Origin of the sequence: Thalassobacillus sp. B23F22_16 (assembly GCF_043496955.1) — a bacterium.
Lineage (GTDB): Bacteria > Bacillota > Bacilli > Bacillales > Halobacillaceae > Thalassobacillus > Thalassobacillus devorans_A.
The window spans coordinates 22,410-44,048 of the sequence record NZ_JBIEKD010000026.1 but is presented as its reverse complement, the minus strand read 5'-3'; the positions used below and the strand labels follow the sequence as shown (position 1 = coordinate 44,048).

The following is a 21,639-nucleotide window of genomic DNA, read 5'->3' as shown; positions in this document are numbered from 1 at the left end:
ATGAAGACTTGTGGTTATTGCGGATCTCCTATTAAACCGAAGGCCGAGGGTTATTACTGTAGTTTTTGTGAAATGAGTCTACAGCCTTCACATGTTAAAGAAAATCATGAAAGATTAGAGGTCAGGGTGCAGGAGTTTGCTTTAGAAGAATACATTCATAAATCCACCCCGGAACTTATGATGCTATCGACTTTTGAATTAATTTATTTGTTAAAAGAAGCTAGAGCCGGGCGCAGTAAAATGTATCATCAAAACCTTGTTTTTCATGATGCAATGGATGTTTCCAAAGATACTAATTATATGGAATATGAAAAGATATCAGGTGAGGAATACACTTATATTACTCGAAAGATGTTTGTGTTAGAAAACTTAGTCCGTGAACGCCTTGGTTATATTCCGAGGAGAATTACAGATCAGCTTCTTGTGCAATACCTTGATAAGATCCATAAAGGGAAAAATGGTACTATGAAAATACGCACCGAAAGGAAAAAACACGTTGATAGATAAGGAGTGATGATGGTATGGGGCGTATTTTATATAACTTTTTCCCTTTGCTTTGTTGTGCTATAGCTTTTTATTTTGTCCAACTGGAATTTCACAGTTGGGACATGATTTATGCATTTAGTTCCATTCCAGCTGGTTGGATCCTCATTAATCGGTTAATTGCCCCTAAGTCTGAAACAGCTATAATTACAGATGCTATTTATGCCACCCGTTGGCCGGGAACGAGCTTATTTATCTCCATGGTAAAATTATTTGTGAAGTTTTTTTCTTCTTTCTTACTAGGTTTTTTTGCAGTACCCTATTATGTCCTGGTTACTATATTTACGATAGTACATCTTCCGTTTCAAAGAATAACTGACAATTAATCAGATCCAAACAAACGACTCCACCAACTGTCCTTTTTCTTTTCTTGTTCATTGGTTCTTTCTTCATTTGCAGCTGCAGCTTCTTGTCTAGCAGCCCTTGATTCCTCTAGCGTTTCTAATAAACGTTGATCTCTTTGGTTTAACGATTGCTCTATATACTCTTTATATCTATCGTTGCTTTGTTGTTGTTCATTAAGCTTTTGTACCAGTATCTTATTAAATTCTTGTTGTTCCTCTAGCTTTTGAGTAATAGCATCTAATTTATTCATGATATCTTCTGAAGCATTGGTTACTGGTTCCGGTTTTTTAAATTCCCCTCCAGTGGCAAGATAATGTTCCACCTGCCTTAATGAATACCCATGTTCTCGAGTTAATTGCTGAATGATAAGTAGTTGTTCAATTGCTTCTTTTCCAAATTGATGATAACCATTCTCCCCTTTTGATGTCGGGATATGATTTTTTAGCTCGCGCATCCAATTGCGGATTACATGAGGACTTTCTCCAATATGTTTTGCTGCCTCTTTAACTGTTAGTGAAAGATCATCTAAGTTTTCACTAACCTTTTCTTCACTTTGATTTTGATTTTCCTTCAACTTTATACCCACCTTTCTTAACTTAGATAATATCTTGTGTTTTTGAATTTACAAAGCTTTTTAACGTTGATTTTCAATTTCACAAAGCTTTTTATGTATGTTTGGTTCTTAAGTATAATGCATGGTTTAATTATACGAAAGTTTAGAATGAGATTAAAAATATTTTCTTTTGGCAGAAAGTATACGCACTTATAAAATCACTTTAGTTTTGGTTTACCTTAAGCTTTACAATCACCTTATTTAACTTAGATAATATCTTGTGTTTTTAGGTTTACAAAGCTTTTTAGCATTGATATTTACCTTTCTTAAGCTTTTCACACATGTTTAAATCTTAAGTTATATATTCGGTGTTATTTTACCAATAACCTTTAGGTAAGGCTTAGGAGATTTACTCAAAATTTGACTTCTTTTGTTTATATCTTTCCATGTGAAAAAATGAGCAAGTTGTCGGTTATAAGAACGGTTTCCATGAACCTCCTATTTATTTGCGTCATATAGCAAACTATAATCCTTTATGAGGGGGATTATCATGTTTGTATCACCAATGTTATTACACAAGGCCGAAAAACCTTTCACAGATGATAGATATTTAACAGAGCTTAAACTGGACGGGATACGTCTGATTTTTCATAAAGGATCTAATGGAAAGGTTCGTTTATATACACGTCACAATAATGAAATTACTGCTAGATTTCCTGAGTTAAAAGATATTAATATACCTTCAGGGACTACTCTTGATGGTGAATTAATTGCAACTGATGCTGCGGAAAAGCCAGACTTTGAAGCATTAATGCAGCGATTGATGTCAAACAGCAACACTACACCTGTTAGTTTTGTGGTGTTTGATATCCTACAATATAAAGGAAAAAACATAACTAACTTACCGTTGCTGGAAAGAAAAATACTTTTGGATCAAGTTCTCGTTGAGGATAGCTCTTTGGTTTCTAAGGTTCGTTACATCGAAGGAAACGGAGAGGCTTACTATGATTTAGTAGAAGAACAATCCTTAGAAGGTATTGTGTTAAAACATATAAACTCCAGATATCATTCTGGGAAGCGAAGCCATTCCTGGCTGAAAGTAATTAATTATCAATATACAGATGCAATCGTAACAGGGTACCGCAAATCAAAATTTGGTTGGATCCTAGAGTACCCGGATGGAACATACGCAGGTGTGATGGAGTTAGGTGTTCCGCCAGCGGTTAGAAACAAGTTTTATCAGTATCCGATCAAAAAAGAAACCAAGGATTATCGATACTTAGCTACACCACAACCAATTAAGGTGAAATATAGAAATAAGACGAAGGAAGGTTTATTGCTCCTCCCTTCATTAATACTGACTGCGTAAGGCCTCCTTTAGTGGAGGCCATTATTTTGTTTTAAAACAAAAAACACAGCTTTAAAGCTGTGTTAGAAGTTAAGTATTTATTTATCCAGTTAGTATATTGCATTATTCTTTGTAGGCTTTAGCACCATGTTTATTAGCAAAGCGGTATAAGAAAACGAGCTTTCGTATGAATGAGTTCGTATATTTATTTTATCTCGAAACTGAGTCTTCCATATAAGGGCAGGTTTGTGGAAGACTCAGTTTCGAGATATTAGGCGTTTTGAAACTAATTTGGATTAGTATCGTATGTGTGTAATAAGAGAAATGATTTTAGGAGGAATTAGATGGGAAATGAAACACCTGGAGAAAGAAGAGAAAGACTAAGACAAAAAGAGTTAAGCAATCCTTCAAGTAGTGGTCACGGAAGTAACCTTGCAGATTTAGTTGGTGGCTTAGGCTGGAAGGGAACTGGTATATTTATTTTCCAAATAGTAGCTGGGTTTATAATTTATTCCTTATTTTTTCGATAAGAGTCATATGGTAAAACAATAAGATATACCTCGGATTCAAGTCTTCCTGCAACGGGGTCTTTAATAAAAGAGGTGGGAGATTAGAAATGAGGACGTTATTAGAACTTTTGTGTACTTATACGTATATGGTTAGGGGGTGTTTAGAAAGTGAAATGGTTAGTACTTCAAATCCTGACAGTGGGTGTTATAGGAGTATTGATGGCAACTTTAGAATTGGTTGCTGTTAGCAGACTGGTAAGCTCTTCGACTGGTTGGACCCCCGTGAATAATGTTTACATCACATTTAGTATCGTAACAGCAGTTTTATCTTGCATCTATTTAATATTTTTGTTTGAGGCAAAAAAGAGAAACAATATTTTTGAACGATCCTTTTGGAGTTTGATGCCCAAAATTAGTATCTCAGTAGGTGTTTTATCCGTAATTCTATTCTTGGTGGGTGGAACTATTGGACCCATTATGAGCTGGATTGAACAGTGGAGGTCACTCCTATATTTCTTCCTTATATATTTTCTCTTTTTAATATTCCTATTTATTTTTTCGATTGAGCACAAAAAACAAAGAAATAACAATCGTATTAACAAAAGCATACATATTTCCTTTATATGGACTGTAGTGTTGTTTTTTGGCATATTTTTTCTTTTTTAAAACAAATGTTTGGATATTGTATTCTGAAATAAGAGGACATTACAATAATTAAGAGTTAATGATCATTTTTGCATAACACCTAATTAAACTAACGGGGGCTTTACTATTAAAGAGGAAAGGATATTTCAATGAATTTCAGTTTTGTGAAGTTTGAAGTGTTATTACCAGAAGAATACATTGTACCTTTACGTGACCAATTGAACAAAAATAAAGTATTAACTGTTGGAGAGTATGATCATGTAGTTTCTTATACTGAGACCAAAGGGTATTGGAGGCCCCTAGAATCTTCAGAACCTTATTCAGGTGAAAAGAATAAAGTAACATTTGGATCAGAGTGCAAAATGGAATTTAAGTCGCCTTACAAGAGAATAGAGGAGATAAGAAATATTATTAAAAATATTCATCCATATGAGGAACCTGTAATTAATGTCGTGCCATTAATTACGTAGCTTTTAGAATGATTTTTTGATATCGAGTTTTAAAGTATAGGGGGCTTATCTGGAGTAAAGATAAGTCTCTTTTTAGTGAAAAAGGATTGAGTTCCTGAAGATGATTTGAAATAATTGGAATTATGTATAGGGTGACTTTATCAATAAATACACTACCATCAATTAAGGAGGTACTATGAAGAAAACATTATTAGCTATATCAGCAATTGTTAACCTACTTTACTTAATAAACGTGCTTGTTGTGATTATTGCAGTTGAAATGAGCCACTTATGCGGAGTTTTGAGCCAGTCTTTGCGGAGAAAAGAGCCACCCTTTGCGGAATGCATTGCCACTATAAATAGAATAGAGAAAGGCCTCCTGTATAATTATCTTGCATGCCAGCAAGCATGACATTATTATACAGGAGGCTTTTTTATGGTTAATTACCGTAAGATTTTGGAACTTCACTTTGAAGAAGTCAGTCAAAGAACGATTAGTTCAAGCACTGGGCATTCAAGGAATACAGTTTCAGATGTCGTTCAACGTGCCAAAGAACTGGGTGTAGAAAGCTTGAACGACACCATGACCAATCCATGGCTAGAAGCGTTTCTCTTCCCAGAGAAACAGGCTGTTGAGAAAGGGTACTTCCCAATTGATTGGGAAAGAGTGCATAAGGAACTACAAAAGAAGAATGTAACCCTGTCCCTACTGCACCACGAGTACTCGACAGAGGCACGTGAAGGTGGAAAGATCCCCTATGCCTATCGTACTTTTTGTGAGAACTATGGTAAATATGCGAAAAAGTATAAATTGACAATGCCTATTCGAAGAAAACCAGGTGAAGTCATGGAAGTAGATTGGGCTGGAACTACACTGAAGATTAATGATCGTTCAACAGGAGAAACGCTTCCGGCGTATGTTTTTATTGCGACCTTACCTTATAGTCAGTTCAGTTATGTTGAAGCCTTTTTAGATATGAAATCAGCTAATTGGCTTATCGCTCATATTCATGCATTGGAGTATTTTGAGGGAGTTCCTGAAACAATGGTTCCCGATAATTTGAAAACAGGAGTTACGAAAGCACATCGTGAAGAGCCTCTTCTAAATGAAGCCTATCGTGAAATGGCAGATTACTACCGTACTGTCATTGTTCCAAGCCGTGTTCGAAGGCCAAAAGATAAAGCAAGTGTCGAAGGCACTGTTGGATATATTTCCAGGCAGATTATCGCTCCACTAAGAAACTATCAGTGTTTTCATCTTCAAGACTTAAATCAGAAAATCTTTGAAAAGTTAGAAGAAATCAACACCACTGAATTTCAAAAGCGACCAGGTTCACGTAAAAAGGTGTTTGAGGAAGAAGAGAAATCCTACCTTCAACAGCTTCCTCAAACAAGGTATAAACTTGCGGAATGGAAAACAGCAAAAGTTCAACTGAACTACCACATCCAAGTTGATCGAATGTATTATTCCGTTCCATATGATTATGTCCGAGAGAATGTCGATGTTCGACTGACCACGGATTTAATTGAAGTTTACTTCAAAGAAGTCCGGATTGCATCCCATAAACGACAACATGGTGAAATTGGCCAGTTAGAGACCAATCCAGACCATATGCCTGACAATCACCGATTATATTTAGATCATAATCCAGAAAATAACCGGAAGTGGGCAGAAACAATTGGGCCATCTATGACTCAATTTGTCTCTCGTATCTTAGAAATGAATGTAGAGAAAAAAGCAGCCTTAGCACACTGAGGAATATAGCAAAGAAATACCCAAATGAAGAAATAGAGAAAGCAACAGAAACCTTACTTGAAATTTCAACAAACCCAACGGTTTCTGTCTTTAAAAGTGTAGTAGAAAGAAATAAGAAGAAAAAACAAAATAAAAAAACGGATATTAACAGACCTCGCACTACATCTGACGACTATGGATTTGTCCGTGGAGCTAAATACTTTGGGAGGGATACAAAATAATGAACCAAGAAACTTTACGTAAACTAGTAGAAATGAAAATGGGTGCGATGGCGGAATTATATCAGAAGCAAAAGCAGAATAATGATTATAGGGACATGGATTTTGATGATAGATTCAATCTCCTGGTAGATTATGAATATGATAGACGTAAATCGAATCGACTTGAACGACTAATTAAACAGGCTACACTCAGCGAACCAACAGCAGCTATTGAAGATATCGAATATCATCCGGATCGTAATTTAGATAAGAATCAAATACTAGAGTTAGCAACAGGAAATTACCTTCAAAATCACCATAACATCATTTTAATGGGCGCCTCTGGGAACGGAAAGACGTGGATATCTAATGCCTTTGGGGTACATGCATGTCGCCAATTTTATAAAGTTAAATATATAAGGTTACCAGAATTACTTGATGAATTAGCTGTAGCAAAGTATGAAGCAGATGGCAGCTTCCGTAAGTTAATTCAGAAGTACAAAAAGATTGATTTATTAATCCTAGATGAGTGGCTACTAACAGAGCTGTCAGAGGAAAATGTACTTCATGTGTTGGAGATTGTTGAAGCAAGGCTCAAAAGAGCCTCTACTATATTCTGTTCTCAATTTTCACCTGAGGGATGGCATTCCAAACTGGGACAGGCACAAATAGCAGATGCGATTCTTGACAGAATCGTTCATGATTCTTATAAGATTCTAGTTGATGGTGAAGTTTCGATGAGGGAACGCCATGGATTGCGGGGATTTAAATGATTCCGCGAGCAGTTGAAAACCGTATAGCTAGATACTTTCTGCATATGTATTTACCTGATAAGGTACAGCAGGCTGTAGAGGAAAAGCTATTACCCTCCTGCATTTGGAACGAAGAAGAGGATATAGATCAGGATGAATTAGTTCGTTGGGCTATTGAGATTATTGATCAGGAATTGAGAGATAAGAGATTCAAATAATAATATAAACAACCATTGGAGCGAGTGAAGTTCCAGTGGTTGTTTATATTATTAGCTACATTAATAAGAGTGGCTCTCACCCCCGCACTTAATGGCTCAGTTGACCGCAAATAGTGGCTCAAATCACCGCACTGATGGCTCAATCTGTCCGCAATACTCATGTTGATTTCGGTATCAGGCTGTCCAGTGTAATGAATGTTGTCTTGGGGTTGATATTTGTAGTAAGTATTTTGGGGTCATTATTTTTCCTAATACAATCTAAAAAAAATTCGGGCTATCACCCTTATCTCTCACTTACGGTGCTTACATTAAGTATAGCTTCCTTTGGATGGTTTACTTTTATAAATTATTTATCATTAATAATGGAAGTGTAAAGTCTCTTATAAGGTCGATATCTTGAAATCGAGTCTTCATGTAACGGGGGCGATTGCTGTATTAGTGATCGCCCTATTTTTAAATAATGTGGATAAAAAACAGAATAAACCTAAAATAAAATTCCATATTATGTTATTTTCAAATGAGATAACTGTAAAGAGAGAGTGATTATACGTGAACATGATAGAAGGTCCCTTTCTTGTAGCCCTCGTACCTGGGGGAATCGTCTTATTATTAACGTGGTGGCTTAGAAAGAAAGACTTCCCGTTATTTGTACGAAATGTTCCTGGAATTTTAACTTTACTTGTTGCAATTACATTATTTTATATTGGATTCGTGAGAATTAGGGGGTTCGAAGGGGGAGCGTATGGGATACTAGCATTCTTTTTGCTTCTTTTTTCGATAGTGTCTTTTATTATTGCAAAACCACAAAAGCACAAGTTAAGTTGTAAGTATCTTGGAGTTAAATCTTCAACAATCACTTAGTCCGATGATTTGACTGGAATTTATCGATTGAGGCCTTTAACGTAGTTATGCAATTTTCGGGGGCTTTACCTTAGCAACTGAACTTTAAATTGATTGTCATTACAGGTGTTTTTCCTTTATTGGGGGCAATTGCTTAACAAGGAATAACTTCTATTCTTAAATGTGAAATTCCAATATAAACTAGCATTGGGAGTAGCGCAAAACTATAAAATAAGGGAGTTGATCTTCCTGGTAATATTAGCGGAAGCATTACGTGCAATTTCTATTACAGTACTAGTTATGAGTTCAATTTTTTATGGTTCACATTTGGCAAAAACTAAAAAACAAAGGAAACTTTCAACTATTGAATTTATCATGTATCTAGCAATTGGAATAGCAAGTACTTTATTTGGATTCAGTTTGTTGCTTTTTACCTTTGCTGGTTGAAAGAGAATAAGGTATTAGAACGTTTGAGAGCGCTTTTATGTAGTTTTTAATAATAAGAGGGAAATTATTGTTGAAAGGGGAATAAATGTGGTGATTAAGTTGGTACTTCTAACTTTTCTTCTTTTACAAGTCATATATTTACTGATAAAAGTTAAGAACAGTAAAGAGAAGAAATATTACATACCTGCCTTGTTTGTAAGTGTTATTACAGCCTGGCTGATTTATAAAACCCTTCCTTTGACTGGGTTTGAGGTTCTATACCCAACTATTTATTCTGCTTTTGGGCTATTTATTTTATTTATCTTTACGAAACATCCGCCATTTTTAAAAGAAAAAAATTGAAGTCATCTTGAAGTCGAGTCTTCCATAATAGGGGGCAATTGCTTAAAAGAGTACTTGCCCTTATTACATAAGCATAGGGATTATCATGAATGTAGCTTTTTAACTGACGGAGCATGATAGTAGAAGAAGAATGGTGGATTTCTTAATGCATCTTCCGAGAAGATTAGGATTGTTATTACCTGTAGGTTAGGATTTGTATGAAGATTAGAATTGAGAGCGAGGTTTATTTGTTGAGAAAATATCTTGGCTTAATCTCATTGGTACTGATAGGTATTTTTATGATTTTAACTTTTGTTATTCCACAAGTATTGAATCTGTTGCCTAAATTATTAGACGTATGGTTATTATCACTTCTTATACTGGGTTCGTTTTTTACAGCACTTTTTAGTGAGAAAGGGCGTTTAAAAACAATTACTTTATCTATTTCTTCTCTTGGTACGTTAGTTTGGTTAGTCCTTTTTATTTACGTTATTGCAGTTAGGTGGACTGGTAATTTTGGGTCATAAAAAGTTTGTTTATACAAGGAGAATCATTCCTCAGATAAGAAAGTATTATCTTGTTTTACTAACGGGGGCTTTAGTTAAAGATCTACTTTAAGTTATCTCGAAATCAAGTTTTCTGTAAAAGGTGGCGATTGTTCAATATAGACGACCGCTTTTTTACTAACGGAGCAGTTTAGTGAAAGAAGAAGATAGAAGATATTAAAAAAGAAAGGATTTATAAAATGGCTATTGCTATAGGGTATGTAATTGCATTTATAGGTGCGCTTGTAGCTTTTTTGCTAAGTGTAGATAAACCAAAAAATAAAAAATATAAGGTATGGGGCATTGCTCTTATGGTACCAATTTCACCAGCTTTAGCTTTTGCGATAGGGTTAACCTATGCATTCATTGTAGAAAATGCTTGGGCAGGATTGATAATGTGGTATATTTTTCCCTTTATCTTCATAATCGGACTCGTTATATTAATGGTTGGTATTTTCAAGAAAAAAGAAACAAAAATGGTTTGAGATCTTTAACTTAAGGGTGCGTTAGTTAAAGATCTGTGCTTCAATATCTCGAAATCAAGTCTTCCATAATAAGGGGCAATCGTTCAATAAAGGTTATGATTCTTTACTAAACGAGCAGTTTACTTTAATAAATGGAGATGGTAAACAAAATGAAATGTCTATGTAAACAACAGGAAACAAATGAATTAAAAGTAGAGGGAGATGTGAGCGCTGACCCTATATGGTGCAATCGCTGTAATTGTAACCTTGACATAGAAGAGCTTCCAATTGAGCTCGACTTGAAGTTGGAGTTAATGAAATGGATGGGGAAGTATGGTGAATGGATTGATTGGGATAAAGATGGAATAGTTCTTAATGGTGTTAAACTTGAAGAAGAGCATAATAAAGAAGGATTGAAACTAACAGAAAAAGTACAGAAAGAACTTGAAGGAAAATATAACGTTTCATTTTCACCTTCGACATTTGCAAAGGAATATCGATAGGATACAGTCAAGTGTATTACGGGTACTAAAGTTAAGGCCCCCAAGATATATCTCAAACTCGAGACTTACATAGACGGGGGCCCTTTCTTGAATCAAGAACATCACAGGGGAGATATTAAATGAGTAAAGGAATATATGAATTTATTAATGAAGCACAGTTGAAAAAGTATGCAGAACTTGCGGTACGAGCTGGTGTAAATCTTCAAAAAAATCAATTATTGATTATTCATAGTGATATACAAAATGCTACGTTTGCTCGTCTAATCCAAACGGTAGCCTACGAGTCAGGAGCTTCAAATGTATTTATAGATTGGACAGATGAACAGTCTACCAAAGAATTTTACTTAAATGCAGCAGATAGTGTTATCGATCACTTTCCTGATTGGAAGGCTGCCCGCTTTAAGGAGTGGGACAATGCAGGTGCTGCTTACATCCATATTATTTCTGAAAACTTAGATGTCTTTAAGGAGATTTCCCAAGAAAGGATCAGCCGCTTTCAAAAGGCCTCCCGCACCAAGTTGGAGGGTTATTATGCAAAGATTATGGCCCACGAGGTACGCTGGTGTCTTCTAGCTGTCCCGTCCTTCTCATGGGCCACGAAAGTATTTCCTCACGTAAGTAAAGAAGAAGCCGTGCAATCGTTATGGCAAGCCATCTTACGTGGAGCGCGGGCAGATGGAATAAATCCTACCAAAGACTGGGAAAATCATGACCGCGCCTTCGAGTCTCGAAAAAAGATCCTAAATGAGAGCCAATTTGAATCCCTGCATTTTACAAATAACCGTGGAACTGATTTATTAGTTGGTCTACCCAATAATCATCTCTATATCGGTGGGGGTGTCATAGATAAGAAGGGAGTACCTTTCTTTCCGAACATTCCTACGGAAGAAATATTTACTGCTCCTCATAAAAATAAGGTGAATGGCAAATTGGTAGGTACTAAACCTCTTATCTATGGGGGAAGTGTAATCGATGAATTTTATCTAATTTTTAAAGATGGTCGGATTACCGACTATTATGCCGCAAAGGGACAGGAAGTGTTACAAAATCTCATCGAAACAGATGAAGGTTCACATTATTTAGGTGAAATTGCATTGGTCTCTAATAAATCTCCTCTTGCTCAGGCAGATACTCTTTTTTACAATACATTGTTTGATGAAAATACGTCCTGTCATATTGGGATCGGAAATGCACCTCCTTCCAATATTCAAAATGGCATTGACCAATCTGAGGAAGAGTTGAAGGCAGCGGGTCTGAATACTTCACTTTTGTCAGTCAATGTGACCTTTGGTACCGAAGATATGAAAGTAGTGGGTATTAAAGAAGGCGGAACCGAAGTCATGCTAATGAAGGGTGGGGATTTCCAATTCTAAATCGTCTACAACTTAAAAACAGAGAAAACTGATTACTGGTTGATTATACATAGTACTAGTTATAGTGAAAACAAGCTGTACAGCATTCCTGTAACAAGGGGTAGTACCAGCGAAGCTGTCACTACCCGCAATAAGGAATAAAGTTAAATATGCAAAGTGTTTTCTATTTCTGATTGCCTTTCTTCGATTGGAATTCTCTCCATCATATCCAATTTAAAGATACCATAAGGATTTACATGGCTATATATAAGTGGACTTAACGCTCTCAAGTCTTCAGGTGTCATCATATCCTGCCACTGCTTTTCTGATAATACAGATTGAATCATGAGTGTATTAATATACACGAGGCAATTTTGTAATAAATGCAGGGAAAGAACGGCAACCTCTTGGTCTTCCAATCTATTTGTAGAAATTTCTCCACCTTTTCCATAGAAAATAAAGCCATTGGCGGAATTCCAATTCTCTACAACATTAAGGCCTTCATTAATTTCTCTCCGAATATCTTCAGAATCCAAATAATCACACAAGAAAATGGTTTTAATAACTTTTCCCAGCTCAGACAGGGCCTGATAAGTCGAGTGTTTTAAATTACTTCTTGTAAATCGTTTTAAGATAGCCTCTGTTTCGGCTGTTCCAAGACGCAGGGCTGTAGCATATTTAATCATCTGATCATATTGCTGACGAATCAATTCCCAGTTGATAGGTCTTGTAAGAATAGGTTGTAAATTAGGGAAAGCATCACTCATGCCACTATCTGGCCTATAAAGTTTTTGTGAATTGATAGCTTTTAATCTTGGCATAAGCTGAAAACCCAAGAGATGACAAAAGGCAAAAGCTACTTCGCTTTGACCGTGACTGTCTACATAATTCTTTTCAACCTCCATGCTTGTACAATGCTTCAAAACTCCTTCAATCATAGACGCTACCTCAGAAGAAGAGCATGATTTTAATTGAGAGTAGATACAGGTTGAATGTTTAGCCACATGCCAGTAAATCATTACACCTCTGCCTCTATACCGAATATGCCATTCAGTCATTAGATTTTGGTCCCACGCACCAAATTTCTTGGAATCGGAAGCACAGGAAGTTGTTCCTTCTCCCCATATATCTGTCATTTTATTTCGCAAAATGGCATTAACAATCTCAGCAATTGCACCCCGTAGATTATCTTTATCTATATATTTTCGCCGTATGTATAATAGGTCTTTGTATTTTTCGCCATGTTCCCCATTTGAAACTCGCTTTAGCCCTGCATTTGTCCCCAAACCGTATAAACATAAGATAAGCCTCTTCTGTAGTAAATATTTACTAACGACCTCTCTTGATGCAGCTGTTTTAAAGAGGTCCGTAAAGTTTACACGCAAATCGGCTTCCTTGAGGATATCTAGTAAACTCGTCATTGGCCATCGTTTCATAATTTCAGCTTTTAGGCGTGATAGGTTAACTGGCTCCGGCACCGGATCAAAAGGAGAAATAGATATTCGGCCATTTCCCTTTCCTTTTGCTAAAATGCGAACCTTATTATTTTTAGGGATTCCTTGATCTAATTTATTTAATGCCTTTGTCATTTCTTCCTTTAAATTTGCGATAAAATCATCTGGATTAATAGGTTTTTTCAATGCTTTATAGTTTTCTTCACGGTGCAGTTCAAAGTCCTGTGGCAGATCTTCATCTGGATTACGATATCGTTCCGAACCAGGTACCCATATTTCTTTGCATCGCAGCTTATCACGTAAGACTTGCAAGGTGCTAATCTCATAATTAATACGATTGATTCTCTCTTCGCCTGAAGTCTCCTGTTCCACGACTAGGTATCTCCAGCTGGGACGGATCACACCATCTAATGGAACCTGGTCAGAATCCGGGAAAAAGTGAGCATTTGAATTTATATATTTTTTTATAAGTTCTAACGCTTCGATTACTGGATGATGAGCCTCATTATTTGAACAAAACTCTAACATATCCAAAATACGGGGAACCATCCTGCGGTAATGGGAACTGTACGATGAACGAATAATCGTATATACCTTCTGTTTGTAGGCAGGCCCTGTATGTTTAAATTCCTTTACTAAATCTTTAAGTGTTTCCTCGCTGATAACAGGATAAAGGACATCCCGAATAATTCCATCTGGATTATCTAACGCTTGTTCAGCCATTTGGAACAATAGATTGTTTTTCCCATTTACCTTCCTTAAATTATGTATTAATTCTTTATCCACTTTACGTTCGGCCCTAACATTAATACGATGAATAATTTGTATAAGTAGTTCAATCAGACCGTCTGTAATTTCTGCTCTTCGAAGCCAAAAGAAGGAAGATAAAAGTGTGTAGCGAATCTGGGGTGGATGCCGGCGCAATTCACGGATATCCTCTGTTGCTGTACGCTTTCTATATTTCTTTAAAATTTTTGGTGAAATATCGTTAAATAAATCATAGGGTAATTGCAGCTCTTTTATGGTTTGAAGTTTCTGTAGTTCTTTGAAGACTGTTTCTAATCCAATGCGTCCAGGATCGGATTTTAATTCATGAAATGTTAATGATTCTTTTGCTTCTGAGGTGTCTTCAACTTTTTCTAAAAGATTAATTAATTTATCTAGTCCTTCACATGTCTGGCTAGAAAGTCTTTGATAAATAGAAGCGAAAAATTTATCTTCATAGGAGTAGGTAGCAGAGCGAATAAGGCGCTCTACTCGATCAGGGGTGGGAGGCACAATTTTTAATTCTCTATATTGTTGGTATAACTTATCTTCAACATAGTTGAATTCATGGCTATGAAATAATACGTGCTTACACAGCCAGTCTGTCAATAAGTCTACATCCTGCAGAGTAGCTTCGCGAAATCCAAAATAGGTGCGGATTTCCGAACGATGATAAGTAACGGTCCGTCCGGTCCAATCATATTCAGAAAAAACATCGGGATTCATCTCTAGTTGCTTAGCGATGTACTCTATAACTGTCTTTGGTATCTCACTCTTGGTATGAGGGAACCTAGCTTCGTATTGAAAAAACTTAAACATGACAGCAAACCCAAGTTTCGTATTTCCCCTTTTTAGTTGAATCTGCTCTTGTTCATCAGGCATAAGGATAAAGTGATCAATTAGCTCATCTAATTCCCAATTCCTTTTCAATGTTTTTCACCCCTTTGTAGCTTACGATATAGAGTCATACGGGAAATACCGGCCTTTTCGGCAGCATCTGTCCGGCTCAACCCTTGGTCTATAAGATATAGGGCATAGTTGATCTTTTCTTCATCAGCTTTTGGTCTTCCAGGATATTTTCCCCGTTTTTTTGCAGCTAAAATGCCTTCCTTTGTCCGTTCAGAGGTGAGATCTCGCTCAAATTGAGCAATGCCTGCAAAAATAGTAAACAACATTTTCCCATGTGCCGTTGTTGTATCCAGCCAAGACTCCTTTAAACTTTTTAAATGCGCTCCTTTTTGGGCGATGAGTTCCGTAATCTCAATCAGATCTTTCGTGGAACGGGATAAGCGAGTTAAATCCGATACAACAACGGTGTCTTCTGGACGAAGAAACTCCAGCATACGGTTTAGTTCCGGACGTTCCCGTTTCGTTCCAGTTACTTTCTCAAAAAAGATGCGTTCACATCCAAATTTTTCAAGCTGTCTTTTTTGGCGATCCAAATTTTGATCAATAGTCGAAACACGCATGTAACCAAATTTCATTCATATCCTCACCTTTCAGCATGATTGTACCAAAACTCTTAAATAATTAATATTGTTACAAAATATTTTGTTACATATTTTTGTTACGTTGTTTATGCTAGATTGGCAGACAAAATATATTTTTCACATCATGTAACAGAAATGGTCGTTCGTTTTTGTTACGGTTATAGCATCAAAAATACTACTTTAAAAAAATAAAATTAGATCTCTAGTTACTCTTATTCCGAAAACGGGTGAGATTGTAAAAAAAACTCTAATTAAGGATTATTTGTGAGAGTTCTCCTTCTTTAACTTCCATTTCCAAAAATTAAAGTAAGGACCTATATAACATTATGAAGGGAAAACCGACCATTTTTTCATATCTCCTGATGGGTGAGAATAGGTCTCTTATACAATTTCCAAGAGATTGTTCGTTTACCTTACAACCTACCTACTCCGGTAAAAAATTCTGCAATTCGTTTTCTATCTGGATTTTCTTCGTCATTATATTTGAAAGGTATGCACACTGTAGAATTAACCTCTTCTTATATAGAAAAGGTATAAATCTGCACCTATAGATAATATTAACTAAAAAAGGAGGCGTACTCTAATGTATATTAAGTATTCATTAGGATTTTTGATTGGTTCTTTAATTCAAGCAGGGATCGTTATGTTGGCAGAGAATATTGGAATATCTCAGATGGGGGCAAAGTTAACTTTTATGCAGCTAATCACTCATATACTTGCAGGTCAAGTCGGAGGATATATTCTGCTATTCATAATAAGGAAAGTGACTTCTATACAACGTTTGAATACTTTTGTTACTGGTGCAATCTGGGGACTGATTGTGTGGGCTATCGTAATCCCTCTTAATGCTGCACAAGGGAAGGTTACATTGCCTTGGGAGGCAGGAGTAGGGACTGTAATATCAAGTACAATGGCATTTATCGCTTTTGGCATTATTGCTTCATTCACCATTAAGCACTATGGATATGAAAGAGTTCCCAAAGACCTCCAAACAACATAACTTTGGAGGTTTCGGTATACCTTGTACCTTAATTCTCATTTTACTTTTAGTACCAACTAGCAGTAGGGTAAATATTGTATCGCATTTTTAAAAACAAGGAGTAATATGTAGGCCTTTTCTTTGATTAACAGGGATGTTCCTTCAAATATTTTAGGCGGTTTTCAACCTTGATGGATTTTTCGGAAGCAGTACTTAAAATCAAAAGTTTGAGAAGTTTTTTCAAATTTTAGACTTTTTTATGTGCTAATTCATTTATTATTTGACGTGATGTAGGATTTCTCAACGGTATTTGAACTATATAAACCTTATGGCATCTCCCTTTTTTGGAATTTGTTTGCCTGGCAATTTTCCTATTCCATTTAGAAAAGAGATGCTATTCTCATTTTTTGGAGGTCTTTCCTTTTCAAGAGAATTAAGTTTGACAAAAAAAATATAAAAGGATATATTGTTTGTAAGTGACTACTAACATTTATAAATATAATGTAAGTTATTACTAACAAATATGGAGGGGAACAAATGAGGGTACTGAAAACAATTGCAAACAGGATCGTAAAGAATCCAATAAAAGTAATAACGATTACTATAGTTGCTATATTACTGTTTGCCATCGGGGCGCAGCAGGTGGAAATGGCAACAGGGAACAACACACTTATTGAGGAAGACACAAAGGTCTATCAGAATAACCTTACCTTGGAACAGGAATTTGGCGGTGAATCGGTAATCGTGATTTACGAAGCTGATAATGAATCCAAATTGCTGAAACCTGACACTTTGAAGCAAATGAAAGACCTCGAAAGTCAGTTGCGGGTACAAGAGGGCATCTATTCAATCGTCGGCCCCCATACAGCTGTTCTAAAAATATCCGAAAAAAAAGCCGAGAAATATGAAGAAGGCCTGACGGAAATGGCTGACGGTCTGGAGGAAATGGGAGAAAAACTTAAAGAAATCAGTACAAACATGGAAGAAAATACTTCAAGCCAGTCAGGCTTACCGGATTTTGGATCGAAAATATCTGAAATGGAAAAGGGCATCGGTAAGATGGTCGAAGGACAGAAAAAACTGGAGCAGGGTACAGGGGGATTAGTAAACGGCTATTCCAGTATGGGTAGTCAACTCAAGGACGTTGCACTGAAACTCCAGCAATCCGCCGCACAAATGGAAAAGACCGCTGCAGGAAGACCGGCACAGCAGAAACAGGCAGCAGAGTTAAAACAGGTTGGTCTGAAACTTGGCGGAATGGCTGATCAGATGGTTAGCGCCTCCGAGAAAAGCGCACAACTCCCTAATGTATCCAGAAATACCATCAATGGCTTGCAGGGAATGGAAAAAGGACTGAAAGGGCAGCAAAGCCAACTCGATGAAATGGGCGAAAAACAGGCCCAGCAGCAAAAAGATTTGGAAAAGCTTGCAGAGGGACTTACGAAAATGGGGGAAAATCTCATTTCTGTAAGTGATAATCTCAGTGAAATGATTACCTATTCTGACAGCATGTCGCCTGTTATCCCAGAAAAACAGGAGACACTTGACCAAATGATTTATGAAGATGACGGATCATTGCGCACCATATTTAATGACATGATTATCGACGGAAAATACATGATATTCATGATTAAGTTTACGGGTGATGCTACAGACACCAATAAAAGTAAAGCAGTTGCTTTTGTAAAGGATTATATGGAAAAGAACCCGATTGAAGGGATAGACACTATGGTGTCGGGAAAACCGGTTCTGGATAATTCGATCCGAACAGAGATGAAAAATAGCATGCAAAAAATGATGGGTCTTTCCATCTTGTTCATGATTCTGGTTCTCGGTATTGTGTTCCGTGTGAAATGGCGCATATTGCCGCTTGTGATAATCTTGATTGCTGTAATTGGTACAGTTGGATTGATGGGGTGGATCAGTGTGCCAATCACGATGGTTTCGATGGCGGTATTCCCGATTTTAATTGGTCTCGGTATTGACTATGCAATTCAATTCCAAAGCAGATATACAGAAGAAATGAAAGGGGAGGAACAATAAAGATGAAAAACAAAAGCACCGAAAGTGCCAAAAAGACCGTAATCAAGATGACACCCGCTGTCCTTACAGCTCTTTTAGCTACAGCCGTAGGGTTTTTATCCTTGTATACGTCACCGGTCCCAATGATACAAGACTTCGGAAAAATGCTGACAATTGGCATGGTGGTCAGCTTTATAGTCGGATTGTTTATCCTGATTCCGATCCTATTTACCCGGGATCATTTTTTCACAAGATCAAGGACAGAGAATCAGAAAGCAAAGCCTGAGCATTCAAAAATGGAGAAGGCTTTTGGCATGCTCACCAACTTAATTATTAAACTCAGATGGCTGATCCTTTTAATCGCCATTGTCACAGCCACAGCCGGCATTTGGGGGGATATGAATACTGGGGTGGAAACAGATGTAGAAACCTTTATGCCCCAGGATACCCAGGAACTGGAGGATATTCACAGATTGCGTGACATCCTGGGTACCACCGACCAGGTCTCTATCATGTACAGTACAGACAACGTACTTGATAAAGAAACGTTGGAATGGACTGAGGAACTGACTGCTTCTCTTCAACGTGAGTTCCCGTCAGTTGTCGTCGATACAAATTCATTGCCTGCACTATTAAAGCAAGCAAATGATGGAGAGATGCCGGATCAGGAAGAAACAGCCGACATTCTAGCGGATATGCCGGAAGAACAGTTGAAGCTTTTTGTGAATGAAAATAGAGACAGCGCTGTCGTGAATGTCGGCATCAAGCATCTTGAGGCAGAAGAATTGCAAAATTTCATAGCAAGAATGGAAGCATACGTTTCAGAAAGCCAGCCGGAAGGCATCAATGCGATAGTAACCGGTAAGTCGGTTCTAGATGTGGAAATGGTTACCGCACTGACAACAGGCCGATACAAAATGACGTTGCTGGGGATGGGCCTTGTATTTATAGCGTTGCTTTTGATTTACCGGCACCCGGTTAAGGCATTCATTCCTTTACTACCGATTTTGTTCATCGTCGGGTGGTCAGGTGGAATGATGTACTTGTTTGACATCAACTATACACCGCTCACGGCAACCCTTGGTGCTCTTATTATCGGTATAGGCACGGAATTCACTATCTTGATTATGGAACGATTTTATGAGGAGCGTCGAAAAGGGTCAGAGAGACGGGAAGCGATCATAACAGCCAACCAAAAGATCGGCAAGGCTATTTTTGCTTCAGCCTTTACAACAATCGGAGGTTTCAGTGCTTTGCTTGTTTCCGACTTCGTGATCTTGAGCAATTTTGGTATGATGACATTAGTGAACATTTCCTTCGCTCTTATTAGCACGATTATCGTCCTGCCAGCAATCTTGATGTTCCTTGACAGATTTGTGCAAACAAAGGGCGACAAGGAAAGCGGATCGGAAACTGTAATGGGGTGAAATAGATATGAGAGATAAAACAGACCAGATTTTGAATGCGGCAATCAAAGTATTCATCAAAAAAGGATTTCTCCAGACCACAACACAGGAAATCGCCAAGGAGGCAGATGTGGCTGAGGTGACGCTTTACCGCAAATTTTCCACTAAGCAGAACCTGTTTGAGACCGTGGTGAAAAAAGCACTCGAGAATGAATTCCATACAAAAGTCATGAAGTTTGCAGAAGAACCGGAGACAGAGGATTTTTTAAGGCGCATACTTGATGATCGGCTTACGGCTCTGTCAAAAAATCGAAAGCTTGCCAAAACACTTCTAGCCGAAAGTTTTATGGGCCATTTAGCTGAAGATATTAATTTTCCGATTATTATTTATAACGGGCTTAAAAAAGGATTGGATATACACTTCGCTAGACTTGAAGATAAACCGGACATAGGTCTCCTTGCCAATCAAATAGGGGGCATTCTCCTCAGCAGTCTAACTTTCCCTTCGGAAGTACCTTATTATAAGCTCCCAGCAAAGAATAAAGAAGAACTGTTAAACGGATATGTGAATTCTTTGAAGGCTTTTATAGCAAGTTAATTTTAATAAGGAACGGAGGTAAAGAAAAAACAAAGGGAGATTCCCCCTACGTTTTACGGGAGCGTTAGTAAATAAGCTAAAGGTAAAGTACCCTTTATAAAAATTTCTACATCATTTAACCCCCATCCAAAACAGGATGGGGGTATACGTGTTAGTAGTATTAAAAATCTTGATATTTCCTTATTGCGGGTTGTGACAGCTTCGCTGGTACCACCCCAACAAATGAAGATTATGGGTTATGTTTGTGAAAGAATGTACTTAAATTAACGGGTGCTAAAGTGAAATAACAGTAGATATATCTCGAATTCGAGTCTTCCGTAAACGGGGGCTTTAATGTAATAATCTATAAACACAAAAGACCTTTAATATACAATAATTTTTGCATCGGTTGTATGTTGAAGGTTTTTTATATGCAAAAAATATACTGCCATTTCAAACATCGAATAAATGCCAAATACAGTAAGGCCACCTATAGTGGAGGTCATTATTTTGTTTTAAAACAAAAGAACACAGCTTTAAAGCTGTGTTCAAACATTAATTATTAAGGGGATTTTGAGTGTCTTCATAGGAATTTATTTAAGTTAATCAGCTTAATGTTATGATTTTTGAATAGATAGGAATCTTTTTTATGATAGTACTCTTCAGCAGCTAGACAAATATATTTACACAAATTATTGATATTTATTTGCACTATTTTTGTCTTTGTTATTTTTGAATTAATGTTAGGGGTGTGTACCCAGTACTCACCAGATGAGTCCGCTCCATTTACGAATAATTCAAATTCGTATAAATAATAATAATCCTCATCTTCATCGGTGCCCCAGTTATCTAAATCAGTATTCCCATTATGCAAGAATTTACAACGTAAAGAATAGCACATTCTTCCTGTGAGAATTGGATTTTTGGCTTTAGTATAATCCTTTGTCCACCCTGTATGATCTGCATAATATTGGTTAACCCAATCATCAAACCATGCTGCATATTGTTTTCCTACGTTACGCCTTCCGTTTTTCTTTTTTAAATTAGGATATTCTATTTGCCCACAAATATCGGGTAAAGTTAAAGATAGTGCTAGTGCTGATAAATAACTTTTGTTATTAAGAGCGAGCTTAATATCCTTTATTTTATCTAGCAT

Annotated in this window: 22 protein-coding genes; 18 read left to right on the top strand and 4 right to left on the bottom strand. The window is 36.9% G+C overall.

The window, feature by feature from the left end; all coding sequences use genetic code 11:
* The gene (locus tag ACGTNI_RS16780) at positions 1-507 is read left to right on the top strand and encodes a hypothetical protein (protein ID WP_394463832.1); all 507 of its coding nucleotides are present in this window, start codon (positions 1-3) and stop codon (positions 505-507) included.
* A 14-nt stretch (positions 508-521) separates the two neighbouring features.
* Positions 522-869, top strand: coding sequence for a hypothetical protein (locus ACGTNI_RS16775; RefSeq protein ID WP_394463831.1), 348 nt, complete (start codon positions 522-524; stop codon positions 867-869).
* Here the strand turns inward: ACGTNI_RS16775 and ACGTNI_RS16770 are convergent.
* Entirely contained in the window at positions 866-1,462 is a 597-nt protein-coding gene (locus ACGTNI_RS16770; protein ID WP_394463830.1) for a helix-turn-helix domain-containing protein, read from the bottom strand. The genes ACGTNI_RS16775 and ACGTNI_RS16770 overlap by 4 nt on opposite strands.
* Before the next feature lie 529 nt (positions 1,463-1,991).
* Between ACGTNI_RS16770 and ACGTNI_RS16765 the strand changes: the two genes are divergently transcribed.
* The 12 genes from ACGTNI_RS16765 (at position 1,992) to ACGTNI_RS16710 (ending at position 11,811) form a co-directional block, all read left to right on the top strand.
* Positions 1,992-2,810: an ATP-dependent DNA ligase gene (locus ACGTNI_RS16765; RefSeq protein ID WP_394463829.1), complete on the top strand. Its 819-nt coding sequence runs from the start codon at positions 1,992-1,994 to the stop codon at positions 2,808-2,810.
* A gap of 323 nt (positions 2,811-3,133) precedes the next feature.
* Positions 3,134-3,319: a DUF6366 family protein gene (locus ACGTNI_RS16760; protein WP_085505794.1), complete on the top strand. Its 186-nt coding sequence runs from the start codon at positions 3,134-3,136 to the stop codon at positions 3,317-3,319.
* A 773-nt stretch (positions 3,320-4,092) separates the two neighbouring features.
* The gene (gene cutA / locus ACGTNI_RS16755; RefSeq protein WP_085505791.1) at positions 4,093-4,413 is read left to right on the top strand and encodes a divalent cation tolerance protein CutA; all 321 of its coding nucleotides are present in this window, start codon (positions 4,093-4,095) and stop codon (positions 4,411-4,413) included.
* 175 nt (positions 4,414-4,588) lie between these two features.
* On the top strand, positions 4,589-4,804 hold the full coding sequence (locus ACGTNI_RS16750; protein WP_394463828.1) for a hypothetical protein: 216 nt from the start codon (positions 4,589-4,591) through the stop codon (positions 4,802-4,804).
* A 24-nt stretch (positions 4,805-4,828) separates the two neighbouring features.
* On the top strand, positions 4,829-6,148 hold the full coding sequence (gene istA / locus ACGTNI_RS16745; protein WP_394463827.1) for an IS21 family transposase: 1,320 nt from the start codon (positions 4,829-4,831) through the stop codon (positions 6,146-6,148).
* Positions 6,149-6,365: 217 nt separating this feature from the next.
* A complete protein-coding gene (gene istB, locus ACGTNI_RS16740) occupies positions 6,366-7,121 on the top strand; it encodes an IS21-like element helper ATPase IstB (RefSeq protein WP_444875589.1) in 756 nt (251 codons plus the stop codon).
* Positions 7,118-7,318, top strand: coding sequence for a hypothetical protein (locus ACGTNI_RS16735; RefSeq protein WP_394463825.1), 201 nt, complete (start codon positions 7,118-7,120; stop codon positions 7,316-7,318). Before istB ends, ACGTNI_RS16735 begins: the two co-directional genes overlap by 4 nt.
* A 555-nt stretch (positions 7,319-7,873) precedes the next feature.
* Positions 7,874-8,179, top strand: a complete 306-nt coding sequence (locus ACGTNI_RS16730; RefSeq protein WP_394463837.1) for a YesK family protein — start codon at positions 7,874-7,876, stop codon at positions 8,177-8,179.
* 516 nt (positions 8,180-8,695) lie between these two features.
* Positions 8,696-8,947: a hypothetical protein gene (locus ACGTNI_RS16725; RefSeq protein ID WP_394463824.1), complete on the top strand. Its 252-nt coding sequence runs from the start codon at positions 8,696-8,698 to the stop codon at positions 8,945-8,947.
* A gap of 724 nt (positions 8,948-9,671) precedes the next feature.
* The gene (locus ACGTNI_RS16720) at positions 9,672-9,956 is read left to right on the top strand and encodes a hypothetical protein (protein WP_394463823.1); all 285 of its coding nucleotides are present in this window, start codon (positions 9,672-9,674) and stop codon (positions 9,954-9,956) included.
* A gap of 149 nt (positions 9,957-10,105) precedes the next feature.
* A complete protein-coding gene (locus tag ACGTNI_RS16715) occupies positions 10,106-10,438 on the top strand; it encodes an immunity protein CdiI family protein (protein WP_394463822.1) in 333 nt (110 codons plus the stop codon).
* 119 nt (positions 10,439-10,557) lie between these two features.
* Positions 10,558-11,811 (top strand): aminopeptidase, encoded by a 1,254-nt coding sequence (locus ACGTNI_RS16710; RefSeq protein ID WP_394463821.1) that lies wholly within the window; start codon positions 10,558-10,560, stop codon positions 11,809-11,811.
* A gap of 143 nt (positions 11,812-11,954) precedes the next feature.
* Here ACGTNI_RS16710 and ACGTNI_RS16705 read toward each other — a convergent pair whose 3' ends face one another.
* On the bottom strand, positions 11,955-14,939 hold the full coding sequence (locus ACGTNI_RS16705; protein WP_010025401.1) for a Tn3 family transposase: 2,985 nt from the start codon (positions 14,937-14,939) through the stop codon (positions 11,955-11,957).
* Positions 14,936-15,493: a recombinase family protein gene (locus ACGTNI_RS16700; RefSeq protein ID WP_010025399.1), complete on the bottom strand. Its 558-nt coding sequence runs from the start codon at positions 15,491-15,493 to the stop codon at positions 14,936-14,938. Before ACGTNI_RS16700 ends, ACGTNI_RS16705 begins: the two co-directional genes overlap by 4 nt.
* 589 nt (positions 15,494-16,082) lie before the next feature.
* Between ACGTNI_RS16700 and ACGTNI_RS16695 the strand changes: the two genes are divergently transcribed.
* The 4 genes from ACGTNI_RS16695 (at position 16,083) to ACGTNI_RS16680 (ending at position 20,504) form a co-directional block, all read left to right on the top strand.
* Positions 16,083-16,499 (top strand): hypothetical protein, encoded by a 417-nt coding sequence (locus ACGTNI_RS16695; protein WP_010025397.1) that lies wholly within the window; start codon positions 16,083-16,085, stop codon positions 16,497-16,499.
* A 516-nt stretch (positions 16,500-17,015) separates the two neighbouring features.
* Positions 17,016-18,521, top strand: coding sequence for an MMPL family transporter (locus tag ACGTNI_RS16690; RefSeq protein ID WP_029548207.1), 1,506 nt, complete (start codon positions 17,016-17,018; stop codon positions 18,519-18,521).
* A gap of 2 nt (positions 18,522-18,523) precedes the next feature.
* A complete protein-coding gene (locus ACGTNI_RS16685; RefSeq protein WP_029548206.1) occupies positions 18,524-19,927 on the top strand; it encodes an efflux RND transporter permease subunit in 1,404 nt (467 codons plus the stop codon).
* Between the two features lie 7 nt (positions 19,928-19,934).
* Positions 19,935-20,504: a TetR/AcrR family transcriptional regulator gene (locus ACGTNI_RS16680; protein WP_010025395.1), complete on the top strand. Its 570-nt coding sequence runs from the start codon at positions 19,935-19,937 to the stop codon at positions 20,502-20,504.
* 562 nt (positions 20,505-21,066) lie between these two features.
* On the opposite strand, the gene ACGTNI_RS16675 is transcribed toward ACGTNI_RS16680, so the two are convergent.
* Positions 21,067-21,639 carry a hypothetical protein gene (locus ACGTNI_RS16675; RefSeq protein ID WP_394463819.1) on the bottom strand — a complete coding sequence of 191 codons (573 nt, stop codon included), beginning with the start codon at positions 21,637-21,639 and terminating at the stop codon, positions 21,067-21,069.